Origin of the sequence: Mesobacillus stamsii, from assembly GCF_030814065.1 — a bacterium.
In the GTDB taxonomy this organism is placed as follows: domain Bacteria; phylum Bacillota; class Bacilli; order Bacillales; family Cytobacillaceae; genus Mesobacillus; species Mesobacillus stamsii.
Window position 1 is genome coordinate 17,720 of sequence record NZ_JAUSUN010000005.1, and the last position, 18,843, is coordinate 36,562.

General features: G+C 43.4%; 17 protein-coding genes and 1 riboswitch. Of the genes, 1 reads left to right on the forward strand and 16 read right to left on the reverse strand.

Features of this window, described 5'->3' with window-relative positions; genetic code table 11:
* Positions 1-5: 5 nt before the first annotated feature.
* Together sdhA and J2S25_RS05390 are read right to left on the reverse strand one after the other, a co-directional pair.
* Positions 6-1,763 carry a succinate dehydrogenase flavoprotein subunit gene (sdhA, locus tag J2S25_RS05385; RefSeq protein ID WP_044393059.1) on the reverse strand — a complete coding sequence of 586 codons (1,758 nt, stop codon included), beginning with the start codon at positions 1,761-1,763 and terminating at the stop codon, positions 6-8.
* Positions 1,764-1,842: 79 nt separating this feature from the next.
* Positions 1,843-2,451, reverse strand: a complete 609-nt coding sequence (locus J2S25_RS05390) for a succinate dehydrogenase cytochrome b558 subunit (protein WP_044393061.1) — start codon at positions 2,449-2,451, stop codon at positions 1,843-1,845.
* A gap of 441 nt (positions 2,452-2,892) precedes the next feature.
* Between J2S25_RS05390 and J2S25_RS05395 the strand changes: the two genes are divergently transcribed.
* Positions 2,893-3,345, forward strand: coding sequence for a YslB family protein (locus J2S25_RS05395; protein WP_044393063.1), 453 nt, complete (start codon positions 2,893-2,895; stop codon positions 3,343-3,345).
* Between the two features lie 186 nt (positions 3,346-3,531).
* On the opposite strand, the gene J2S25_RS05400 is transcribed toward J2S25_RS05395, so the two are convergent.
* From J2S25_RS05400 to J2S25_RS05465, 14 genes are all read right to left on the reverse strand, one after another.
* A complete protein-coding gene (locus tag J2S25_RS05400; RefSeq protein ID WP_307191455.1) occupies positions 3,532-4,764 on the reverse strand; it encodes an aspartate kinase in 1,233 nt (410 codons plus the stop codon).
* A 147-nt stretch (positions 4,765-4,911) separates the two neighbouring features.
* Positions 4,912-5,088, reverse strand: a riboswitch (Lysine riboswitch).
* Between the two features lie 69 nt (positions 5,089-5,157).
* Positions 5,158-6,930, reverse strand: a complete 1,773-nt coding sequence (gene uvrC / locus J2S25_RS05405) for an excinuclease ABC subunit UvrC (protein ID WP_044393066.1) — start codon at positions 6,928-6,930, stop codon at positions 5,158-5,160.
* Positions 6,931-6,945: 15 nt separating this feature from the next.
* A complete protein-coding gene (locus J2S25_RS05410) occupies positions 6,946-8,406 on the reverse strand; it encodes a hypothetical protein (RefSeq protein WP_307191456.1) in 1,461 nt (486 codons plus the stop codon).
* A gap of 82 nt (positions 8,407-8,488) precedes the next feature.
* A complete protein-coding gene (locus J2S25_RS05415) occupies positions 8,489-9,409 on the reverse strand; it encodes an FTR1 family iron permease (protein WP_307191457.1) in 921 nt (306 codons plus the stop codon).
* Positions 9,410-9,444: 35 nt separating this feature from the next.
* On the reverse strand, positions 9,445-10,197 hold the full coding sequence (locus J2S25_RS05420; RefSeq protein ID WP_044393069.1) for a hypothetical protein: 753 nt from the start codon (positions 10,195-10,197) through the stop codon (positions 9,445-9,447).
* 50 nt (positions 10,198-10,247) lie between these two features.
* Complete coding sequence (locus tag J2S25_RS05425; protein WP_084221781.1) at positions 10,248-11,021, reverse strand: glycosyltransferase family 2 protein; 774 nt, start codon at positions 11,019-11,021, stop codon at positions 10,248-10,250.
* The gene (locus tag J2S25_RS05430; protein ID WP_307191544.1) at positions 11,014-12,483 is read right to left on the reverse strand and encodes an alkaline phosphatase family protein; all 1,470 of its coding nucleotides are present in this window, start codon (positions 12,481-12,483) and stop codon (positions 11,014-11,016) included. Before J2S25_RS05430 ends, J2S25_RS05425 begins: the two co-directional genes overlap by 8 nt.
* Before the next feature lie 45 nt (positions 12,484-12,528).
* The gene (locus tag J2S25_RS05435) at positions 12,529-13,479 is read right to left on the reverse strand and encodes an NAD-dependent epimerase/dehydratase family protein (RefSeq protein ID WP_044393071.1); all 951 of its coding nucleotides are present in this window, start codon (positions 13,477-13,479) and stop codon (positions 12,529-12,531) included.
* 92 nt (positions 13,480-13,571) lie between these two features.
* Positions 13,572-14,774 carry a hypothetical protein gene (locus tag J2S25_RS05440; RefSeq protein WP_307191458.1) on the reverse strand — a complete coding sequence of 401 codons (1,203 nt, stop codon included), beginning with the start codon at positions 14,772-14,774 and terminating at the stop codon, positions 13,572-13,574.
* A 531-nt stretch (positions 14,775-15,305) separates the two neighbouring features.
* Entirely contained in the window at positions 15,306-15,620 is a 315-nt protein-coding gene (gene trxA / locus J2S25_RS05445) for a thioredoxin (protein ID WP_044392466.1), read from the reverse strand.
* A gap of 627 nt (positions 15,621-16,247) precedes the next feature.
* Positions 16,248-16,562 (reverse strand): hypothetical protein, encoded by a 315-nt coding sequence (locus tag J2S25_RS05450; protein ID WP_307191459.1) that lies wholly within the window; start codon positions 16,560-16,562, stop codon positions 16,248-16,250.
* Positions 16,540-16,779, reverse strand: coding sequence for a transposase (locus J2S25_RS05455; protein ID WP_157841623.1), 240 nt, complete (start codon positions 16,777-16,779; stop codon positions 16,540-16,542). Before J2S25_RS05455 ends, J2S25_RS05450 begins: the two co-directional genes overlap by 23 nt.
* 246 nt (positions 16,780-17,025) lie before the next feature.
* Positions 17,026-18,021: an electron transfer flavoprotein subunit alpha/FixB family protein gene (locus J2S25_RS05460; RefSeq protein WP_277813882.1), complete on the reverse strand. Its 996-nt coding sequence runs from the start codon at positions 18,019-18,021 to the stop codon at positions 17,026-17,028.
* A gap of 15 nt (positions 18,022-18,036) precedes the next feature.
* Positions 18,037-18,810: an electron transfer flavoprotein subunit beta/FixA family protein gene (locus J2S25_RS05465; protein ID WP_044393475.1), complete on the reverse strand. Its 774-nt coding sequence runs from the start codon at positions 18,808-18,810 to the stop codon at positions 18,037-18,039.
* Positions 18,811-18,843: the final 33 nt, after the last annotated feature.

An 18,843-nucleotide genomic window follows, 5' to 3' on the forward strand; every position in this document is an offset into this window, starting at 1 on the left:
CCTTATTACTCCCCTTTCTTCTTGGAATAATCGCGCTTACGCGGTTTGATTAAGGAAACGTCAACGTCTTCATATTGGAAAGCCGGCGCTGAATTTGCATCAACAAACTTAGCCATAGTCGTCTTCAGGAACTCCTCATCATTACGGTTAGGGAAGTCCGGCTTATAGTGGGCTCCACGGCTTTCATTGCGGTTATATGCACCAATCGTAATCACGCGTGCAAGCTGAAGCATGTTTTGAAGCTGGCGTGTGAATACCGCACCCTGGTTGCTCCATTTTGCCGTATCATTGATATTGATATGTTTGTATCGCTCCAACAGCTCCACGATTTTTTCATCGGTCTTTTTCAGTCTGTCATTGTATCGGACAACTGTGACATTGTCTGTCATCCATTCGCCAAGCTCTTTGTGAAGAACGTATGCATTTTCAGTGCCATCCAATGACATGACATTGTTCCATTTCTCCTGTTCCATCTTGACAGCATCCTCAAACAGTACGGAAGAAATAGCATCAACGCTCTTTTCAAGGCCGCTGATGTATCGGATTGCGTTTGGACCTGCAATCATTCCGCCGTATATTGCCGACAATAATGAGTTAGCGCCTAGACGATTCGCACCATGCTGGGAGTAGTCTACTTCCCCGGCCGCAAACAGGCCTGGAATATTGGTCATTTGATCGTAGTCAACCCATAGGCCGCCCATAGAATAATGTACAGCCGGGAAGATTTTCATTGGAACTTTTCTCGGGTCATCACCCATGAATTTTTCATAGATTTCAATAATTCCGCCCAGCTTGATATCAAGCTCTTTAGGATCCTTATGTGAAAGGTCAAGATACACCATGTTCTCGCCGTTGATGCCAAGTTTCTGGCTTACGCACACATCGAAAATTTCCCGCGTTGCGATATCACGCGGTACAAGGTTTCCATATGCAGGATATTTTTCTTCCAAAAAGTACCAAGGTTTGCCATCCTTATAGGTCCAGACTCGTCCTCCTTCACCGCGGGCAGATTCACTCATCAGGCGAAGTTTGTCATCACCAGGAATTGCTGTTGGGTGGATTTGGATGAATTCGCCGTTTGCGTAATAACCACCCTGCTGGTACACGATCGCAGCGGCTGAACCTGTATTGATAACCGAGTTTGTTGTTTTCCCGAAAATGATGCCTGGGCCTCCAGTTGCCATGATGACAGCATCTGAAGCAAATGATTTGATTTCCATCGAAGTTAGGTTCTGCGCTACAATTCCGCGGCAAATCCCTTCTTCATCCTTAATTATTCCAAGGAATTCCCATCCTTCGAACTTGGTGACCAAACCAGAAACTTCATGGCGGCGAACCTGCTCATCCAATGCGTATAAAAGCTGCTGGCCTGTTGTCGCTCCAGCAAATGCTGTCCGGTGATACTGGGTACCTCCGAAACGGCGGAAGTCCAGCAATCCTTCAGGTGTACGGTTGAACATAACACCCATACGGTCTAGAAGGTGGATGATTCCAGGTGCTGCTTCCGCCATCGCTTTTACAGGAGGCTGGTTCGCGAGGAAGTCTCCACCGTATACTGTATCATCAAAGTGCTCCCATGGAGAGTCACCTTCACCCTTTGTATTTACTGCACCGTTAATTCCTCCCTGTGCGCATACAGAGTGGGAACGTTTTACCGGTACAAGAGAAAACAGTTCAACAGGAGTTCCTGTTTCTGCAACTTTTATAGTAGCCATTAAGCCAGCCAAACCGCCACCGACTACAATTACCTTACCTTTACTCATCGTGACTCACTCCCTTAAATCCAAGTCTGTCTTTCTATTAAGTTCATTCGTAAATCTTTGTTGGCTGCGGAAACTCCTCTTATACAAATGCGAGAATTGCGCTGACTCCGACAATGGAAAGCGCAATGAATACACCGATTGAGATATAGGTGGAAATCACCTGTGAACGCGGTGTTACAGTGATGCCCCAGCTGACGAAAAAGGACCATAATCCGTTCGCAAAGTGGAAAGTAGTAGAAATGACACCAATTAAATAGAACCAAAGCATGAAGGGACTGGACAGAATCGCCTCCATCATCTGGAAGTTGACTGCTGCACCGAACGCTGCGGCAATACGCGTTTCCCATACATGCCAAGCTACGAAAATCAATGTAATAACTCCAGAAACACGCTGAAGCATGAACATCCAGTTTCTGAAATAACCATATTGGCCTATATTGTTCTTAGCGGTAAAAGCAATATAAAGACCGTAGATTGCATGAAATAATAATGGTAAGAAGATAATGAATATTTCTAGAAAATACCTGAAAGGCAACAACTCCATGAAATGTGCTGCACTGTTAAATGATTCCTCTCCCCTAGTTGCAAAGTTGTTGACTACAAGATGCTGTGTGAGGAAAAGACCGACCGGAATAACACCCAGCAATGAATGCAGCCTCCGCCAATAAAACTCTTGTCTACCCGCCATATGTATACCCCCCTTGAATTTTGCCTTGATGTTTTGGCCTGCTCTCCCCATCCCTATGAAACTAACAGATTGATGTCGCCAAACATCAAATATAAGCATTTTTTACAATTATGTGACATGTTCATTTTACTCCCATCATATTAGAGCGTCAAGAAAACGTATACATAAAAATGCTTATTTAAGTAAAATTTTAAAAATATATTAATATTATAAAAATGTCCTTTTCTTATTTATTCCAATGCATGAAAGGTTATATTAAAATAGCACTATCGCCCTTTGAAACCAAAGAGGAAAAAATTTTTTTGGATTTTCAAGATAGTGTATCGGTTCAGTGTGGAATTAACATACAAGAAACCATTTTTTACGAAATGAAATTTTCGTCAACTCCGGTTATTTTTTCGGTAAATTGTTTATAATAGAATAATAGAAAGAGGGGAGAACATGAGCGAAACTACAACTCCTGGGCAGAAAAAGGAACGCAGTCCACTTGCTGTTTCAGCATTTGGATACGATTTGGTCAGGGAAGATCTATTGAATGAGTTGCTCGGCAAAGACAAACCCGAAATCCTTTACTGGGCCGGAAAGCGGCTCGCTAGGAAATATCCATTAACAAGCATGGAGGAGACGGTCCAATTTTTCCAGGACGCCAGCTGGGGCCTCCTAACCGTCAAAGAAGAATCTAAAAGAGAAATGCTGTTGGAACTCAGCAGCGAACTGATTTCCTCGAGACTGAATCAAAACCAAAATTCCACTTTCCAGCTCGAAGCCGGCTTCATCGCCCAACAAATAGAATATCAAAAAAAGGTGACAGCCGAAGCCTTCGAGCACCCGAATAAGAAATCATTCAAAGTTCAGTTTACAATCAAGTGGGATAAGACTGATATTATTGAATAAATAGGAGAGGGCACAGCGAAACCGATGCTGTGCCTTCCCTTTTCATGTGGCCATAAATTCTTAGGTTTTCCTCTTATCGCACATTATCCCTTCTAAAGTGACCATAAACTTTTACTTTTCCATTTACGGTCGCATAACAGCATATAAAAAAGCTTTCCTATGTCCCGGAAAGCTTCAATAGATTATTTAGTTCGTCTTAACTGTTCCTGAAAACAGCTCGAATGCTTCATGCAGTGATTCAACGGCATTTACCATCTGTTTTTCAGGGACAACGGTGGAAACTTTGATTTCTGATGTGCTGACCATTTTCACCTGAATGCCGTTTTCTTCAAGGACTTCAAACATCTTCGCGGCCACTCCTGGATTGGAGACCATTCCCGACCCTACGATCGATACCTTTGCAAGGCCTGTTTCCGATTCGATTGATTGGTAATTCAATGATTTTTTATTGCTCTCCAATACGTCAAGTGTTTCTGGAAGATTAGTGCTCTTGATGGAGAAAGAAATATTGGCCGCGCCAGCCTCTGTACGGCTCTGAACAATGATGTCTACGTTGATGTGGTTTTGGGCGAGTGTTGAAAAAATCGTAGATAGCCCTTTTAAGGAAGTGCTAACCCCAAGTACGGATACTCTTGTGATCTGGTCTTCAAATGCTACTCCGCGTACAATTAGATTTTGCTCCATTTCATTTTCCTCCTCGATAATCGTGCCGCTTTCTTTTTCCATGCTGGATCTTACTTCCAGCCGCAGTCCGTAATTTTTAGCGAATTCGACTGCACGTGGATGAAGCACCCCTGCTCCTAAGTTCGCAAGCTCAAGCATTTCATCATAAGAAACGTTCAGTAACTTTCTAGCGCTTTTCACTATTCTTGGATCTGTGGTGAATACCCCAGTCACGTCTGTATAAATATCGCATTTATCTGCCTTCAAAGCAGCTGCTAGTGCGACGGCAGTTGTATCTGAGCCACCGCGTCCAAGTGTAGTGATATCCCCATCAGCTGTTACACCCTGGAATCCAGCAACAATGACTACCTTTCCAGCTGACAACTCTTTCGAAATTCTGTCTGTTTCGATGTCAATTATCCGAGCGTTTCCATGGATGGCTTCGGTCTTAACACCCGCTTGCCAACCCGTAAAAGAAATGGCCTCAATGCCGTTCTGTGCAAGCGCCATCGCATAAAGCGCAATGGTGATTTGCTCGCCAGTCGTCAAAAGCATATCCATTTCCCTCTTGGATGGTGCCTCGGAAATCTCGTTCGCCATGTCGACAAGATGGTCGGTCGTCTTGCCCATTGCCGAAACCACTACCACGACTTGATTGCCATTCTTCCATTCTTCTGCTGTTCGTGAGGCAGCATTCCTGATCTTCTCCACACTGCCAACCGATGTACCACCAAATTTTTGAACAATTAATCCCATAAGTTTCCCCTGCCTCTTCCTCTTTATTTTGCCTTGTAAGAACTCCATGGTTTCTCCGCATATGTATATCCCTTAAAAAAGTGCGGAAAAACAAAAAAAGCAATGGAAGTGGCTCCCATTGCTTGATAAACGTGTATATACGCTGCAACATGAGATAGCACTCCAAGATGGCAATCTTGACAATCCTGCGTTTATTCAACGAAGGACCAGCAGGAAAATCGATAGGCATCTCCCCACTTCGGCAAGCATCCCCTTTCAAAGCCTTCCTCGAATCCGATCATTCTCCGGACTTTTACTTTTGAAACTTGCACCTCTATCTACACTTTATTACTCTAAAGTGATAGCAATATGAAATTTTTATCATTATAGCATACAACAAACGAGATTGCTACCTTAATCCTGCAATTTCTGGTATAGTTCCCGTGCGATATTCGCCGGCAATCCAGCTGTACTTAAGTCTTCCACCGTAGCTTCGCGCATTTTCTTCACTGAACCAAAGTGCTTCAAAAGTGCTTTCTTGCGTTTCTCTCCAATGCCGTCAATATTATCAAGGATGGACTGGAAAGCACTCTTCCCCCTCAGCTGGCGATGGAAGGTAATAGCAAAACGGTGCACCTCATCCTGAATCCTTTGCAGCAAGTAAAATTCCTGGCTGTTCCGCGGCAATTCGATTACTTGCAACGGGTTGCCATAAAGCAGCTGGGAAGTCCGGTGTTTATCATCCTTGGCCAGACCGGCAATCGGGATATCAAGACCTAACTCATTCTCAAGGACATCCCGGGCGGAATCGATCTGTCCTTTCCCGCCATCAATAAGGATCAAATCAGGCAGAGGCAATCCCTCTCTCAACACTCGAGTATACCGGCGGCGAACGACTTCCCTCATCGACTCGTAGTCATCTGGCCCTTTCACTGATTTGATTTTATATTTCCGATATTCCCTTTTCTCAGGCTTCCCATCGATAAATACGATCATCGCTGAAACTGGGTCGGTCCCCTGGATATTGGAGTTATCAAATGATTCGATCCGATACGGTGTATAAATCCCCATTTGTTTGCCAAGGTTCTCGACTGCGTTGATCGTTCTTTCTTCATTGCGCTCGATCAGCGAAAACTTTTCCTGCAGGGCTATCTTTGCATTTTTTGAAGCCAAATGGACTAGCTCCTTTTTTTTGCCGCGCTGGGGCTTGAGGACTTTTACGCCTAGCAAACCTTCAGCCAGCTCGAGATCGACGCTTTCTGGCACCAAAATTTCCTTTGGCTTGAAATGTTCATTTTTCGCATAAAACTGTCCGAGATAGGTGAGAATGTCCTCTTCAGGTTCGTTGTAGATCGGGAACATCGAAACTTCCCGTTCTATTAATTTTCCCTGGCGGATAAAAAAAACCTGAACACACATCCAGCCTTTATCGACAGCATAACCAAACACATCCCGGTCGGTAAAGTCTGTCGTTGTCATCTTTTGCTTTTCCATTGTTGCTTCAATATGAGCAATCCTGTCGCGAAACTCCTTTGCCCTCTCAAAGTCAAGTTCTTCTGCAGCTGCAGCCATCTTTTCTGTCAAATCAAGTTTAACTTGCTTGTAACCGCCATTCAAAAATTTCGTGATATCATCCGTAATTTGTTTGTACTCTTCTTTGCTGATATCCTTGACGCATGGTGCCAGACACTGGCCCAAATGGTAATAGAGACAGACGCGGTCCGGCAGCGTCGAGCACTTCCTGAGCGGGTATATTCTATCGAGCAGTCTCTTCGTCTCATTGGCTGCCTGGACATTCGGATATGGCCCAAAATATTTGCCGCTGTCTTTCTTAACTTTGCGGGTAATGATCAGCTTTGGATGCCGCTCTGCCGTCAGCTTGATGAAAGGGTAGCTCTTATCATCTTTCAGCATGACATTGTATTTTGGGTCATGTTTTTTGATCAGATTGATTTCTAGCAGCAATGCTTCCATATCGGAAGAGGTGACAATATACTCAAAGTCCTCGATTTCATTGACAAGTCTTAGCGTCTTACCATCATGCGATCCGGTAAAATACGAGCGCACTCTGTTTTTCAAAATCTTGGCTTTCCCCACATAAATGATGGTTCCCTGCCTGTCCTTCATTAAATAACATCCTGGCTGTGCAGGGAGAAAAGCAAGCTTATTCTTGATTTGCTCATTCATGCCATTCACCTCCTGTTACGGTGTCCATTTATATAAAACAATCTCATGATAGACTGGGTCGAAAATTTCGTTGGACGAAAACGTTTTTACTGCTTCAAGCCTTCCGCCGAGATCGACACCCTGAGCGCGAAACCCTTCTAGCACACTGTTTGTTACATAAATCGTTTTTCCTTCATATACTTGCTGGTCATGAAGAAAAACCTCATAGGTGTAAACTCGTTTATGAGGATAAGTCATTCCGAGGAACTGCATCACCCTTGTTTCCTCCCATGTATACACGACAAAACCATCAGGCTGCTCCTGAAGATAATTTGCCAGCTGATACACAGCAGGGAATGATTCAGCTTGTTTTTGCACATAGCTAGTTGAAACAATTGCCTGGGCAATGATTAAGCCAATAGCTAAATAGCGTGGACTTTTCCCGGCTCTTTTTCGTAAAAAAAAGAGCGAGCCCAAAAAAACAATCAGCAGTGCCAAAGGCAGTATATGCCTCGGCTTGTCGATATTCTGGGCAAAAAACGCCCAGCCTCCATAAGCAAGCAACAGCAATAGACTCAATTGGACAGTGGTCTCCTTCCAAACCCCGCTTTTGCGAGCCGGCAAGAAAATCATGCTGCCCATAACTATATATAATACCATCAAAATAGTTGTTTGCGAAAATATTCCCCACCACAAAATATTGGTGAGCACGAATGCCTTCATCCTTGTCAAAAAGGAAAGGTCATTCGACGCTGAGGTGCCTCCCCACTCCTTAAAATGACCGCCGGTGAATCCGAAAGCCAACTCAAGAAAAGACACGAAGCTTCCCTCCGTTAGGATCAGTCCGCCAACCCAAATCAGCTGAAACAGGACGGCGATAACGACAAACTTTATCACACTTTGCAAGGGAAGCTCCTGCGCTTTCCATTTTTTGTATAACAAATAGACGATGCCGATCCCCATCGGAAGATAACTCAACCTGATCCCTAGTAGCACACTGAATAAAAATAGCGGGAGGAGCAGCCATTTTCCTGAAGATTTTGATTCCGCTGCCACTATGCTCCAGAAGAACCACCAGAATCCGGCGAGTGCTGCACCTTCTGACATCGGCTGATTGACGATGATCAGCGGATAGCTCGCTGTATAAAGGAGGGCTGAGACCAGATAGGCACTTTCCTTTGAGACTACTCTTGATGCAAGCATATACACAGGTACAAGTGAACTCGCATAAGCGAGTACATTCACTGCTACTAATGCCTGTCCTGGATCCTGCAGCCATTTATTCATCAGCAAGCCTGCTAAAATAAAGTAAGGATAGCCTGGAAAATGAGGCTGCATTGCTCTTAAATCGTAACGGTCCAGCGCAAGGACAAAATCAACCTGATCCCAGGAAGAGACGAAGGAATTCAGATGGCTGAACTGATTTAAGAAAACATAAAGGATAGCAAGGGAACTGAACCCGATCCACATCGCTTTGTGAAATTTCATGAAATTCATGTTCAAACACCAACTTTGATTTTACGTATGAAAAAAGTACAAGGAATATCCCTGTACTTTTTTGGGGAGAGAAGATTTACGCTTATGGATTCAGTGCATTGACCTGCTTTGCTTCTGACGGTTTTTCAGCTGTTTGCTGTTTTTTGGAGCTGCGTGATGTTGTCAGCAGCAAAATGGCCGAAAAGTAGCCAATATACGCAATGACTTCCTCAATGGATGGCATCGATGAGTATCCAAACAATGCCTTCAGGAAGATTCCGACATCACCAGAGATAAGTGGTGCTACTCCATTGTCCCTGAGGTAATGTGCGTAATCAATCGGATGTTCTGGCAATAGCCAAGTAAGATCGTAAACATGATACATAACGCTTCCAATTAAGTTAATGTCCTGCATCATGGAAATTGCCTGTACAAGCAAACCGGCAGAAATCAAGATGATGAATGCTCCTGTAATCTGGAAAAATGTCTTTAGCTTCACTTTCATTGTACCTTTGAAGAACATATAAGAAACGACTACAGCGATCAGTATTCCGGTAATTGCTCCCCATCCCTGCATCGCTGCACCAATGTTTCCGCCGGTGATCGCAGCAAAGAAGAAAACCGTCTCGACTCCTTCACGCAAGACAACGAGGAAGGAGTGAATAACCATGCCGACAATATTTCCAGTCGAAATGAATTTATTCATTTTCCCTTCCATATTGCCTTTCAGATTCTTGCTGTGACTCGCCATCCAAAACACCATCTGCGTCAGAAGGAGCGTGGAAACAAGCATAATTCCAATTTTTAGGTATATTTCACTGCCCATTGCGGCGAATCCTGTAAACACAACCTGGAACAGAATCGCAACCCCAATACTAGCAAGAACTGCAAGGCCTGCACCGAGCCATACATATTTCGTATATTTGGAATGATCCATCCTTTTTAAGTAGGTGGTGATAATCCCGATAATTAACAATGCTTCCAATACTTCACGAAACGTAATCAATAGCGCTTGAACTTCCATTGCCGCTTCTCCCCTCTCCAAGGTGTCATTAAAATTTATGATTTTCTTCTGTTAATGCCGATGGCCACTGCCGCTGCTATTATTACCAGGATAATTACAATTGGTATCCAGTTGCGAAAATTCGATAAATCCGTCCAATCCTTTTTTCCATTTCCTGCTTGGTCAGTTGCACTCTCAGTAAAGTGCCCAACTTCAAGGCTGGCAAGATTGAATTGCTTTTGCAGGGAATCGAGGATTGCCTCTTTTTTTGCTTGAAAAGTTTTGATGTTAGATGGTTTTTTCCCGACTCCAAAAAGTCCGGGATTCCCTAGTGCTTCCAGTGCAGCATCAAAATCAGCTTTGATTTGCTGATCCACTTCAGCATTTTGTGCTTCTATTTTTGGCGATAAAGTTTGATAGGTAGCGAATCCTTTTGCAAGCAGTTTTTTCGAGTTGTCATATTCGTCAAAATTCTGTTCGATGCTTTCAAGCCTTCTCGCTATATTTAATACGAGCAGTTTTTCCATATTCTCGATGACAGCTTCTTTGTTTTCGTCATTCAAGCTTTTGATAATGATTTCTCCAGGCTCGGTCCCCATATGCATGTCGATTTCTTCCTTTACTGTTTCAAACAGGGATTTTGCCGCTGAAAAATTCGGAGGGGTTTCATCCAGTTTCAATTGCATTTCCTTATAAACCTCTGCAACTTTTTCTTCATTGGGATCCCCGTATGAATATGCGTTAGCAGACTGCGGAATGCTACTGAGAATCAATATCAATGAAAAACAAAAAAATATCGCTCTTTTCATTTGGTATTTCCCTCCTACAATGATAATGATAATGATTATCATTCTGAATGTCAATCATAATTGATAACCGTCGTATTTTGATCGCTATTTTCCCCGCGTTTACGCTCGTAAAGCTCTTCTCCAGCTAGCTTTGCTACCGGTCTGGACATTTCTCGGTAGACGGCAGGCACGACATTCTTTACATATTTTTCGAACGAAATAAAGGATGTGCCTTTTGTCCTCACACGGTATTGGATCGGAACCTCCAGCACTGTAAAGCCTTTGCGGACAATATTCAGCGTTAACACTTGCGCATAATTATAATCATGGATGATTTCCGCATGTTTCAAGACTTGCCTTGAAAATGCTCTCATTCCTGATTGTCCGTCAAAAAGCCATTTTCTCAATAATATGGTTTGCACAAAAGTAAAAAAGTAATTCCCTATTCTGCGATGAAATTTCATTCCTTTAATCGTACCCTTAAATCGTGAGCCCATCGTATAATCAGCTTCTCGATTGATGATTGGTTTGACGATATCCGGAATTTGCCATGCGGGATATTCTCCATCGGCATCGATCATCACCCCAATATCTGCTCCCCTCTGATAGCACTCTTGCAATCCTTTTCGGACGGCAGCACCGAGTCCACGATTTTCTTCAAAGTGGATGATATGATCTGCTCCGGCTTTTTTCGCTTCCGCAGCAGTTCCATCGGTTGATCCATCATCAATAACGAGCACTTCTACCTGATTAGCACCGGCAAAACTGCGCGGTATATTGCGAATCACTTCCGCTATTGAACCTTCTTCATTATATGCCGGCAAAAACACGATCACTTTATTCAACTTGAGTCTCTTCCTTCCTTGCTTTGATTGCGTCGATTAATACTTTCCCCCTGCTGTTAGCTGGATACGGCGCTCCCATCAGATAAGCAAGCGTCGGGGCCAGTGAAACGAGGCTGTGCTTTTCCTGGACTTTTTGTCCTTCACGAATATGCGGACCATGCATAAAAAATGGAACAAATCTCTCCCCTTCATCAAGATGGCCATGACCCCCAATTCCGTCTGCCTGACCATGGTCTGCACAAACGATAAGCGTAGTATTCTCCATTTTTCCTTCTGCCTCAAGCCACTGAACAAACTCCTTAATCAGTGCGTCCGCTTCCTCAATTTTTTCGATATAATCATCGTAGAGGACACCGCGGCTGTGGCCTACCTGATCTGTTCCGATCATTTGCACGACAAACAAGTCAGGGTCCTGCTCGTCGATGATTTTTCTTGCCCGAGCGAGCATGTTTGTGTCAGCCTTATCCTTGTGCATCACAGCCGTCACGGTTTCAACATCGCTTCCCATTGCGTCTACCAGATGGGCAATGCCGAGCAGTCTTCCTCTTTTGCCTACTTTCCTCAGCGAGTCAAAAATAGTCTCCGTGTGGACCCCAAGTTTATAGACCATATTGGATTTAATGCCGTGCTCAAATGGATAAGTTCCCGTGAACATGGAGCTAAAGCAAACCACGGTCCTTGCAGGGTACACTGTTTCCATATTTAAATATTCAGTCCCGTTTTCCTTTATCTGATCGAGAAAAGGGGTATTTGCCTCATAAAAGCGTTCTTTGCGCATTCCATCAATAACGATGACAATCACCTTATCCGAAAGCCCATTTTCAGGCACCTCTGGCCCATCATCCTTTGTATACCGGTCATACGCCTTTGGTTTCCAATCAAACAAATACCTGTGGAGAATGAAGGTATACACCAATACAAAACCATAAAACAAGGCGATATGGAACAATGGCACAGTCGTTTCGCGTGCTATTGCAGTATAAGACAGTTCCCAAACAGAGAGCAGCAGAAATATTTTAGGAAGCTGTTCCTGAGCATTGCCGCTAGTGGAGTCACTATTCTTTAAAACAAGCTTCCAAAATCTCGAAAAGTTAAGCCATGAAGTACCAATTCTGAGATGGTAATAAAACGTTCCCCAGAAAAACACAGTAAAGAAAAAGTATAAACCAGCGGCGAACAGCAGCAGATTTATATTCAATTCTGGCCAGACTATGATAAAAACGACAAAGGGAATCCACAAATAGTTTCTCAGAAAAAGCGGAAAATCAAAAACAAAATACAGGACGAATAACGGCAGTACAATTAAGGCCGCAAGCAAAAAATCGGAAATCCCAGCAGCAAAATCTCCGAGATGAAAGAATACCATCGTACCAACTGTGAAAATCGGCGTAAAAGGCTTGCCTTCATTAAGTAAATTCCAGCTTCGAGCGGCAAATTTCTCAAATTTTGAAGCACTTTTCATCATCAAGCGCCCCTTTCTATCATTCCTATTTTCGAAAAGCGTTTCTTAAAGGAAGTCAGCATACCGCTCAGCCCATGCCACTGTTTTTGCAATTCCTTGTTTAAAATCCGTCTCTGGTTCATAACCAAGCAATTCACGTGCCAGTGAAATATCTGCCCATGTGTTATCTACGTCTCCAGCACGATGATTTTCCCGTTGAATCTTTAGATCAGGATAATACAGTTTAAGCTCGTCCAATAACTGATTCATCGAAATTGGCCTTCCAGAACCGATATTAAGAATAGCGCTTTGTTGCAGCTTTTGCAATGCAAGGGCCATGCCATTCACTATATCCCCAACATATGTATAATCACGGGTTCCACCTTCTCCAAAAATCGTGATCGCTTCCTTGTTCTTTGCTTTCTTTAAGAAATTTGCAATCGCCATATCCGGCCTTCCCCATGGACCGTACACAGTAAAGAACCTGAGGATTGTAACATCCATTCCATATAGGCGGCCATATACATGACAAAAAGATTCAGCAGCATATTTAGACGCGGCATAAGGAGAGATAGGTTTCCCACAAGCCATTTCTTCTTTAAATGGTTTATTTTTCATCATTCCATAAACAGATGATGAAGAAGCAAACAAGACTTGCTTTACACCTGCCTGACCAGCACCTTCCAGCACATTAACGGTTGCCTTTACATCATAATCTATGTATTCAAGTGGACGAAGGATGGAATAAGCAACACCAGGCAAAGCAGCAAGGTGCACAATGACATCCGGGGAAACTTTTTTAATCAAGCTTATCGTTTCATCGCGGTTAAGAAGATCGTTTCGATAAAATGGATACTCCCCTGCTTCCTTTATTATATGGAGATGCTGTTTCTTTCTTTCAACAGAATAATAGGGGTGTAAATTATCGATGATCGCCACTTCATGCTGTTCCTTGAGCATTTTCACTGCAAAATGGCTGCCGATAAAACCCGCTCCCCCCGTGATCAATATTTTCACTAATTAACCCTCTTTTCTTAGCACAAGTCCATTTTTCTCATCATTTTTAGAAAAAAACGGCAATAGAGCCACATTGCTGCGGCTCCCATTTGTTAAAGTAGACTATCCACTGTGGAAATCACTGCGTTGCCACTTACTTTTGCATCTTCCGGCTTATTATCCGCAATGGCATTATACCATGCTTCCGCTTCTGCAAAGGCAGCTTGCGTTTTTTCTTCCCCTAACTTTTCAGTCATTTGCCCTTGAAGCATTTTCAGGAACATATTTCCCTCCATTGCACTTCCTTTTGCTTCTGCTATATTCTTTTCAGCAAGAAGCTTTGGAGCTTTTTCATAATACCCTTTAATTTTCCCAGAAATTGTCTTTGCGAATAATGCATTTGTCTCCGCTGCTTTAATGGTGGCCGGATCCGTTGTGTTAAGTGTTAGCAGCTTTTCTAACTGAGCTGCGGCTGCTTCATCTCCACCGCCAAGTGATCCTTTGATTGCTTGATAGAATCCCCATGCCTCTGCTTGCATGATGGATAATTCTTGCTTCTCTTTTCCTTCTTTCGCTCCTGCTTCCATTTTCTCAGCATATGATTTTACCGCGAGATAGTAGCTTCTGAAGATTGACTTATCCGTTACTTGTAAAAAAACCTGGAAATCTTCCACATTGCCAGCAGCAATTGCTTCTTCCTGTGCGGAGAGGCCGGAGTTGATGTTCTCGACAAGACTTGAATCTCCGCTTAGCTCATAATAGCTATCACGTTTTTCAGCTGTCGGAATGAAAATCTTTTCTGCCAGAAATTTGATTTGTTCAAATGCAAAATTCACCTCATTTTGTTTCTCATTCCCAAGAGCATCAGCAGCTTCCTGTTGCAGGACCTTTTGGATCTGATAAAAATAAGATTGAGTTGTCTTATCTGCCAATTGAACAGCGATAATTGGTTCCATTTCTCCGTTTTTTCCCGCAGAAAGCGCCGCCTGGATTGCCTGGTCAAACTCAGGATTAAAGTCAGCAATTCCTTTTTGAAGACCTGCCTCGTATTTTTGTTGGACAGTATCCCAATCCACTTCCTGACCATCTTTTGCAACTGCTAGCTCAGACATCATATCGGTATATGCTGCAACTTGTTTTGCAACATCTGTACCCGTTACGACTTCTTCCTTCGTTTCTTTCTTATCTCCCTCTGTTTCAGCCTGTTTCGTTTGTTCCGGCTTATCTGTTGTTTGATCTCCTCCGCAAGCCGCCAATACAGTACTTGCCATTAAAAAACTTGCAAAGATTGTGATCAGGTGCTTTTTCTTATTCATGCTTGAAATCCCCCTATGTAGTATCATTCACCTCATAAATGATAATGATTTTCATTTACATTTGTTATTATAATCGAGAATGATTTTCACTGTCAATGAACTTTTTGAGAAAACTAGTAAAAAAAGCGCAAGTGCCTTGGTCAGCCCCGACAAGCGCTGGAGGGCCGACCAGTGAAGTCGTTCTTTGACTTCATGGGTCGGACCGAAGCGACTCGAGGGGCTAGGCGCTGGAGTTAGACCATTCTCGAAGTGAATTTTATGCTTTCTTATCTTGTAAAAAAAAGAGTGTCACAAAAGTATAACCTTTGAGCACCCTCTTTATTTTTACTTACCAAAATAGTCCATCGATTTCCGTTCCAGGCGCTTCGGTCGTCGTTAAAGCTCCTCGTCCGTGTTGGCTTTTACGGGGTCTCATCTATCGGCTGTCTTCGCGTCTTCTACTCCATTCGAGTCAAGTTTAAAGATAAAATAAAAGAGGCGACTCTCAGGTTGGATTTATTCAACCTTTTGAGTCAGCCTCTTTTTTTGAGATTAAATATGCTGTTGAATACGTCCTACTAATGCTTCTTTCGGCTGGTAACCGATAATTTTATCAACCGGTTGTCCATCTTTGAGCATAAGTAATGTTGGGATGCTCATGATGCCGTACTTTGCTGCTGTTTCCTGGTTGTCATCCACATCAAGCTTCACAATTTTCACCTTGTCACTCATTTCTGCGTCTATCTGTTCAAGCACAGGCGCGATCATCTTACAAGGGCCGCACCATGGTGCCCAAAAATCAACAAGCACTATACCTGATCCTATTTCGTTAGCAAAAGTTGCGTCAGTAGCATGTGTAATAGCCATTTAAATGCCTCCTAAAATATTTCTAAATAATATCGTTAGTATATCATTGTCTATCCATTGATGCTATTTATCTGCTCCGGGTATAATATACCCCCTTTAAATGTGAATATTCCTAGAAAAGCGCAAGCGCCTTGGTCAGCCCCGACAAGCGCTGCACGCCTAGAACGCCACGTCCTGTGGCTGGCGGGTCTAACACCGCTGTTTCCTCTTTTCACGGGCACATATTTCCCTTGTATGTGCCCGTGAACCACTGTTTCCTCTTTTCACGGGCACATGTTTCCCTTTTATGTGACCGTCGTCCGCTGTTTCCTCTTTTCACGGGCACATGTTTCCCTTTTATGTGACCGTCGTCCGCTGTTTCCCCTTTTCACGGGCACATGTTTCCCTTGTATGTGACCGTGAACCGCTGTTTCCTCTTTTCACGGGCACATATTTCCTTTTTATGTGACCGTGAACCGCTGTTTCCTCTTTTCACGGACACATATTTCCCTTGTATGTGCCCGTGAACCGCTGTTTCCTCTTTTCACGGGTACATGTTTCCCTTTTATGTGCCCGTTAACCGCTATTTCCTCTTTTCACGGGCACATGTTTCCCTTTTATGTGACCGTGAACCGCTATTTCCTCTTTTCACGGGCACATGTTTCCCTTTCTTGTGCCCGTGAACCGCTTCATTTTTAGTTCTTTATCATGCCTTTTTTGTTGAACGTATTCGGGGCCTAGTTCCTGATACGCTTCTCCTGTTTTTAAGATGTTGTAAGCAATGGTCAAAATTAAATGAGCGGAAGCGACTCGTGCTTTCATTTTTCCCTGTCGCTTCATAATTCTTTTACGGTGTGCGGTGATGCGGTTATTTAGTTTTGTGGTTTCAAATGCACATTCTACTGCGATTGTCCGTAATGCTTTGTTTCCTGCCGTTATTTTACTTGTTTTTTTTACCGGCACTCTCGTAATTTCCTGAACTAACTCCAGCCCATGATGCAAGATATTTAGCCGACTTAAATACTGACATATCAACACCCATATCAGCGATAATCGTCGCTGATGCAGCTTTGTTGACACCAGGTATCGTTTCTAACAATTCACTTTCCTTGTGATAAGGAGTGAGTAATTTGTCAATTTGTTCTTCTACTTTATTAATGAATTTTTCTAGGTACGTCATATGATCCCAATGAAAGCATAACATTTCCCGATGATAGCGAAAAATACGCCCATTTAGTCCTTCAGCAATGTCTGTAATGCTCGCTTTCGTTGTCTATCTACCATTTTTTGCAAATCCAGAATCTCCATTTTTTCTCCATTGAGGATCTCATTGTAGATGGTGGCGGTGCGAAGCCCGCCATATTTGTTTCTTACCTTTTAAAAAAAAAACGAACGCTGTTCTCGTCCGTTTTCTTCATTGGAAATTTTATGCGTTTACTTTGAGCTTCTTGAACTCTTCTGTGAGCATGGGAACGACTTCGAATAAGTCGCCAACGATTCCATAGTCTGCCACTTTAAAGATATTCGCTTCTGGATCTTTGTTGATGGCTACGATAACTTTTGAGTTTGACATACCTGCCAGGTGCTGGATTGCTCCGGAGATACCAACTGCGATATACAAATCAGGGGTGACAACCTTCCCTGTCTGGCCAATCTGCAGGGAATAATCACAATAGTCAGCATCGCAAGCACCGCGGGATGCACCAACCGCGCCGCCAAGGACGTCTGCTAGTTCCTTAAGAGGTTCAAAACCGTCTTCGCTTTTTACACCGCGCCCTCCGGCTACCACGACCTTTGCTTCTGACAGGTCTACGCCTTCCGTCGCTTTGCGGACAACCTCCTTAATGATCGTTCTTATATCTTTTATTTCTGCTGTAACAGTTGTTACTTCACCAGATCTGTCAGCATCCTTCTCCAATGGAGCAATATTGTTTGGACGAATGGTCGCAAACACTAGACCATCCGTGACAATCTTCTTTTCAAAAGCCTTACCGGAATAGATGGGGCGAGTGAACACAAGATTTCCGCCTGCTTCCTCCACCGCTACCGCATCTGAAATGAGTCCTGAGCCCAATTTGCTTGCGATTTTCGGTGCAAAATCTTTTCCAAGTGAGGTATGTCCGAAAATAATTCCCTCAGGCTTTTCCTGCTCCATAACAGCCATCAATGCCTGGGAAAACCCGTCAGGTGTATACTGAGCCAGCTTAGCATCTTCTACTACGATCACTTTGTCGGCTCCATATTGAAATAGGGCATTTCCCAATGACTTTACAGATTCGCCGAGCAGTACTCCAACTACTTCTCCGCCTTCTGCAACTGTTTTAGCAGCTGCAATTGCCTCGAAAGAAACATTTCTTAGTTGTCCTTCACGAGCTTCACCCAATACTACTACTTTTCTCGCCATATGATTTCCCTCCTGCATATTGATTTTTCTATCTTAAATGACTTTTGCTTCAGTATGGAGCAGGCTGACTAGTTCCTTAACCTGATCGGCTAGCTCTCCTTGAAGGACTTTCCCTGCCTCTTTTTGCGGAGGGAGATAAAGTTCAATCGTTTTGGTCTTAGCTTCTACATCATCCACATCCAGATCAAGGTCATCAAGTTCAAGCTCATCCAATGGTTTTTTCTTTGCTTTCATAATTCCTGGAAGAGATGGATAGCGCGGTTCGTTCAGGCCCTGCTGTGCAGTTACAAGAACAGGTAGGCTTGTTTCCATTACCTCTGAATCACCTTCGACATCTCTAGTAATCGTTGCAGTCGTTCCGTTGATTTCTAGTTTCGTAATCGTTGTTACATAAGGGATTCCAAGCTGTTCGGCAACACGAGGCGCTACCTGGCCTGATCCGCCATCGATAGCCACATTTCCGCCAAGGATTAAGTCTGCATTTTTATCCTTAAGGTATTCAGCAAGGATTTTCGCAGTAGTGAACTGGTCTCCGTCTTCTACATCATCCTCGATATTGATCAATACGGCTTTATCTGCTCCCATCGCCAATGCGGTACGTAGCTGCTTCTCGGTTTCCTCATTCCCGACTGAAAGGACTGTTACTTCTCCACCGTGAGCATCTCTGACTTGGATTGCTTCCTCGATTGCATACTCATCATAAGGATTGATGATAAATTCAGCGCCATCTTCATTGATTTTCCCGTTTGATAGCGTGATCTTCTCTTCTGTATCAAACGTCCTCTTCATTAGTACGTAAATATTCAATTTGTTCCCCTCCTAAGTATTCAAACATTTAAG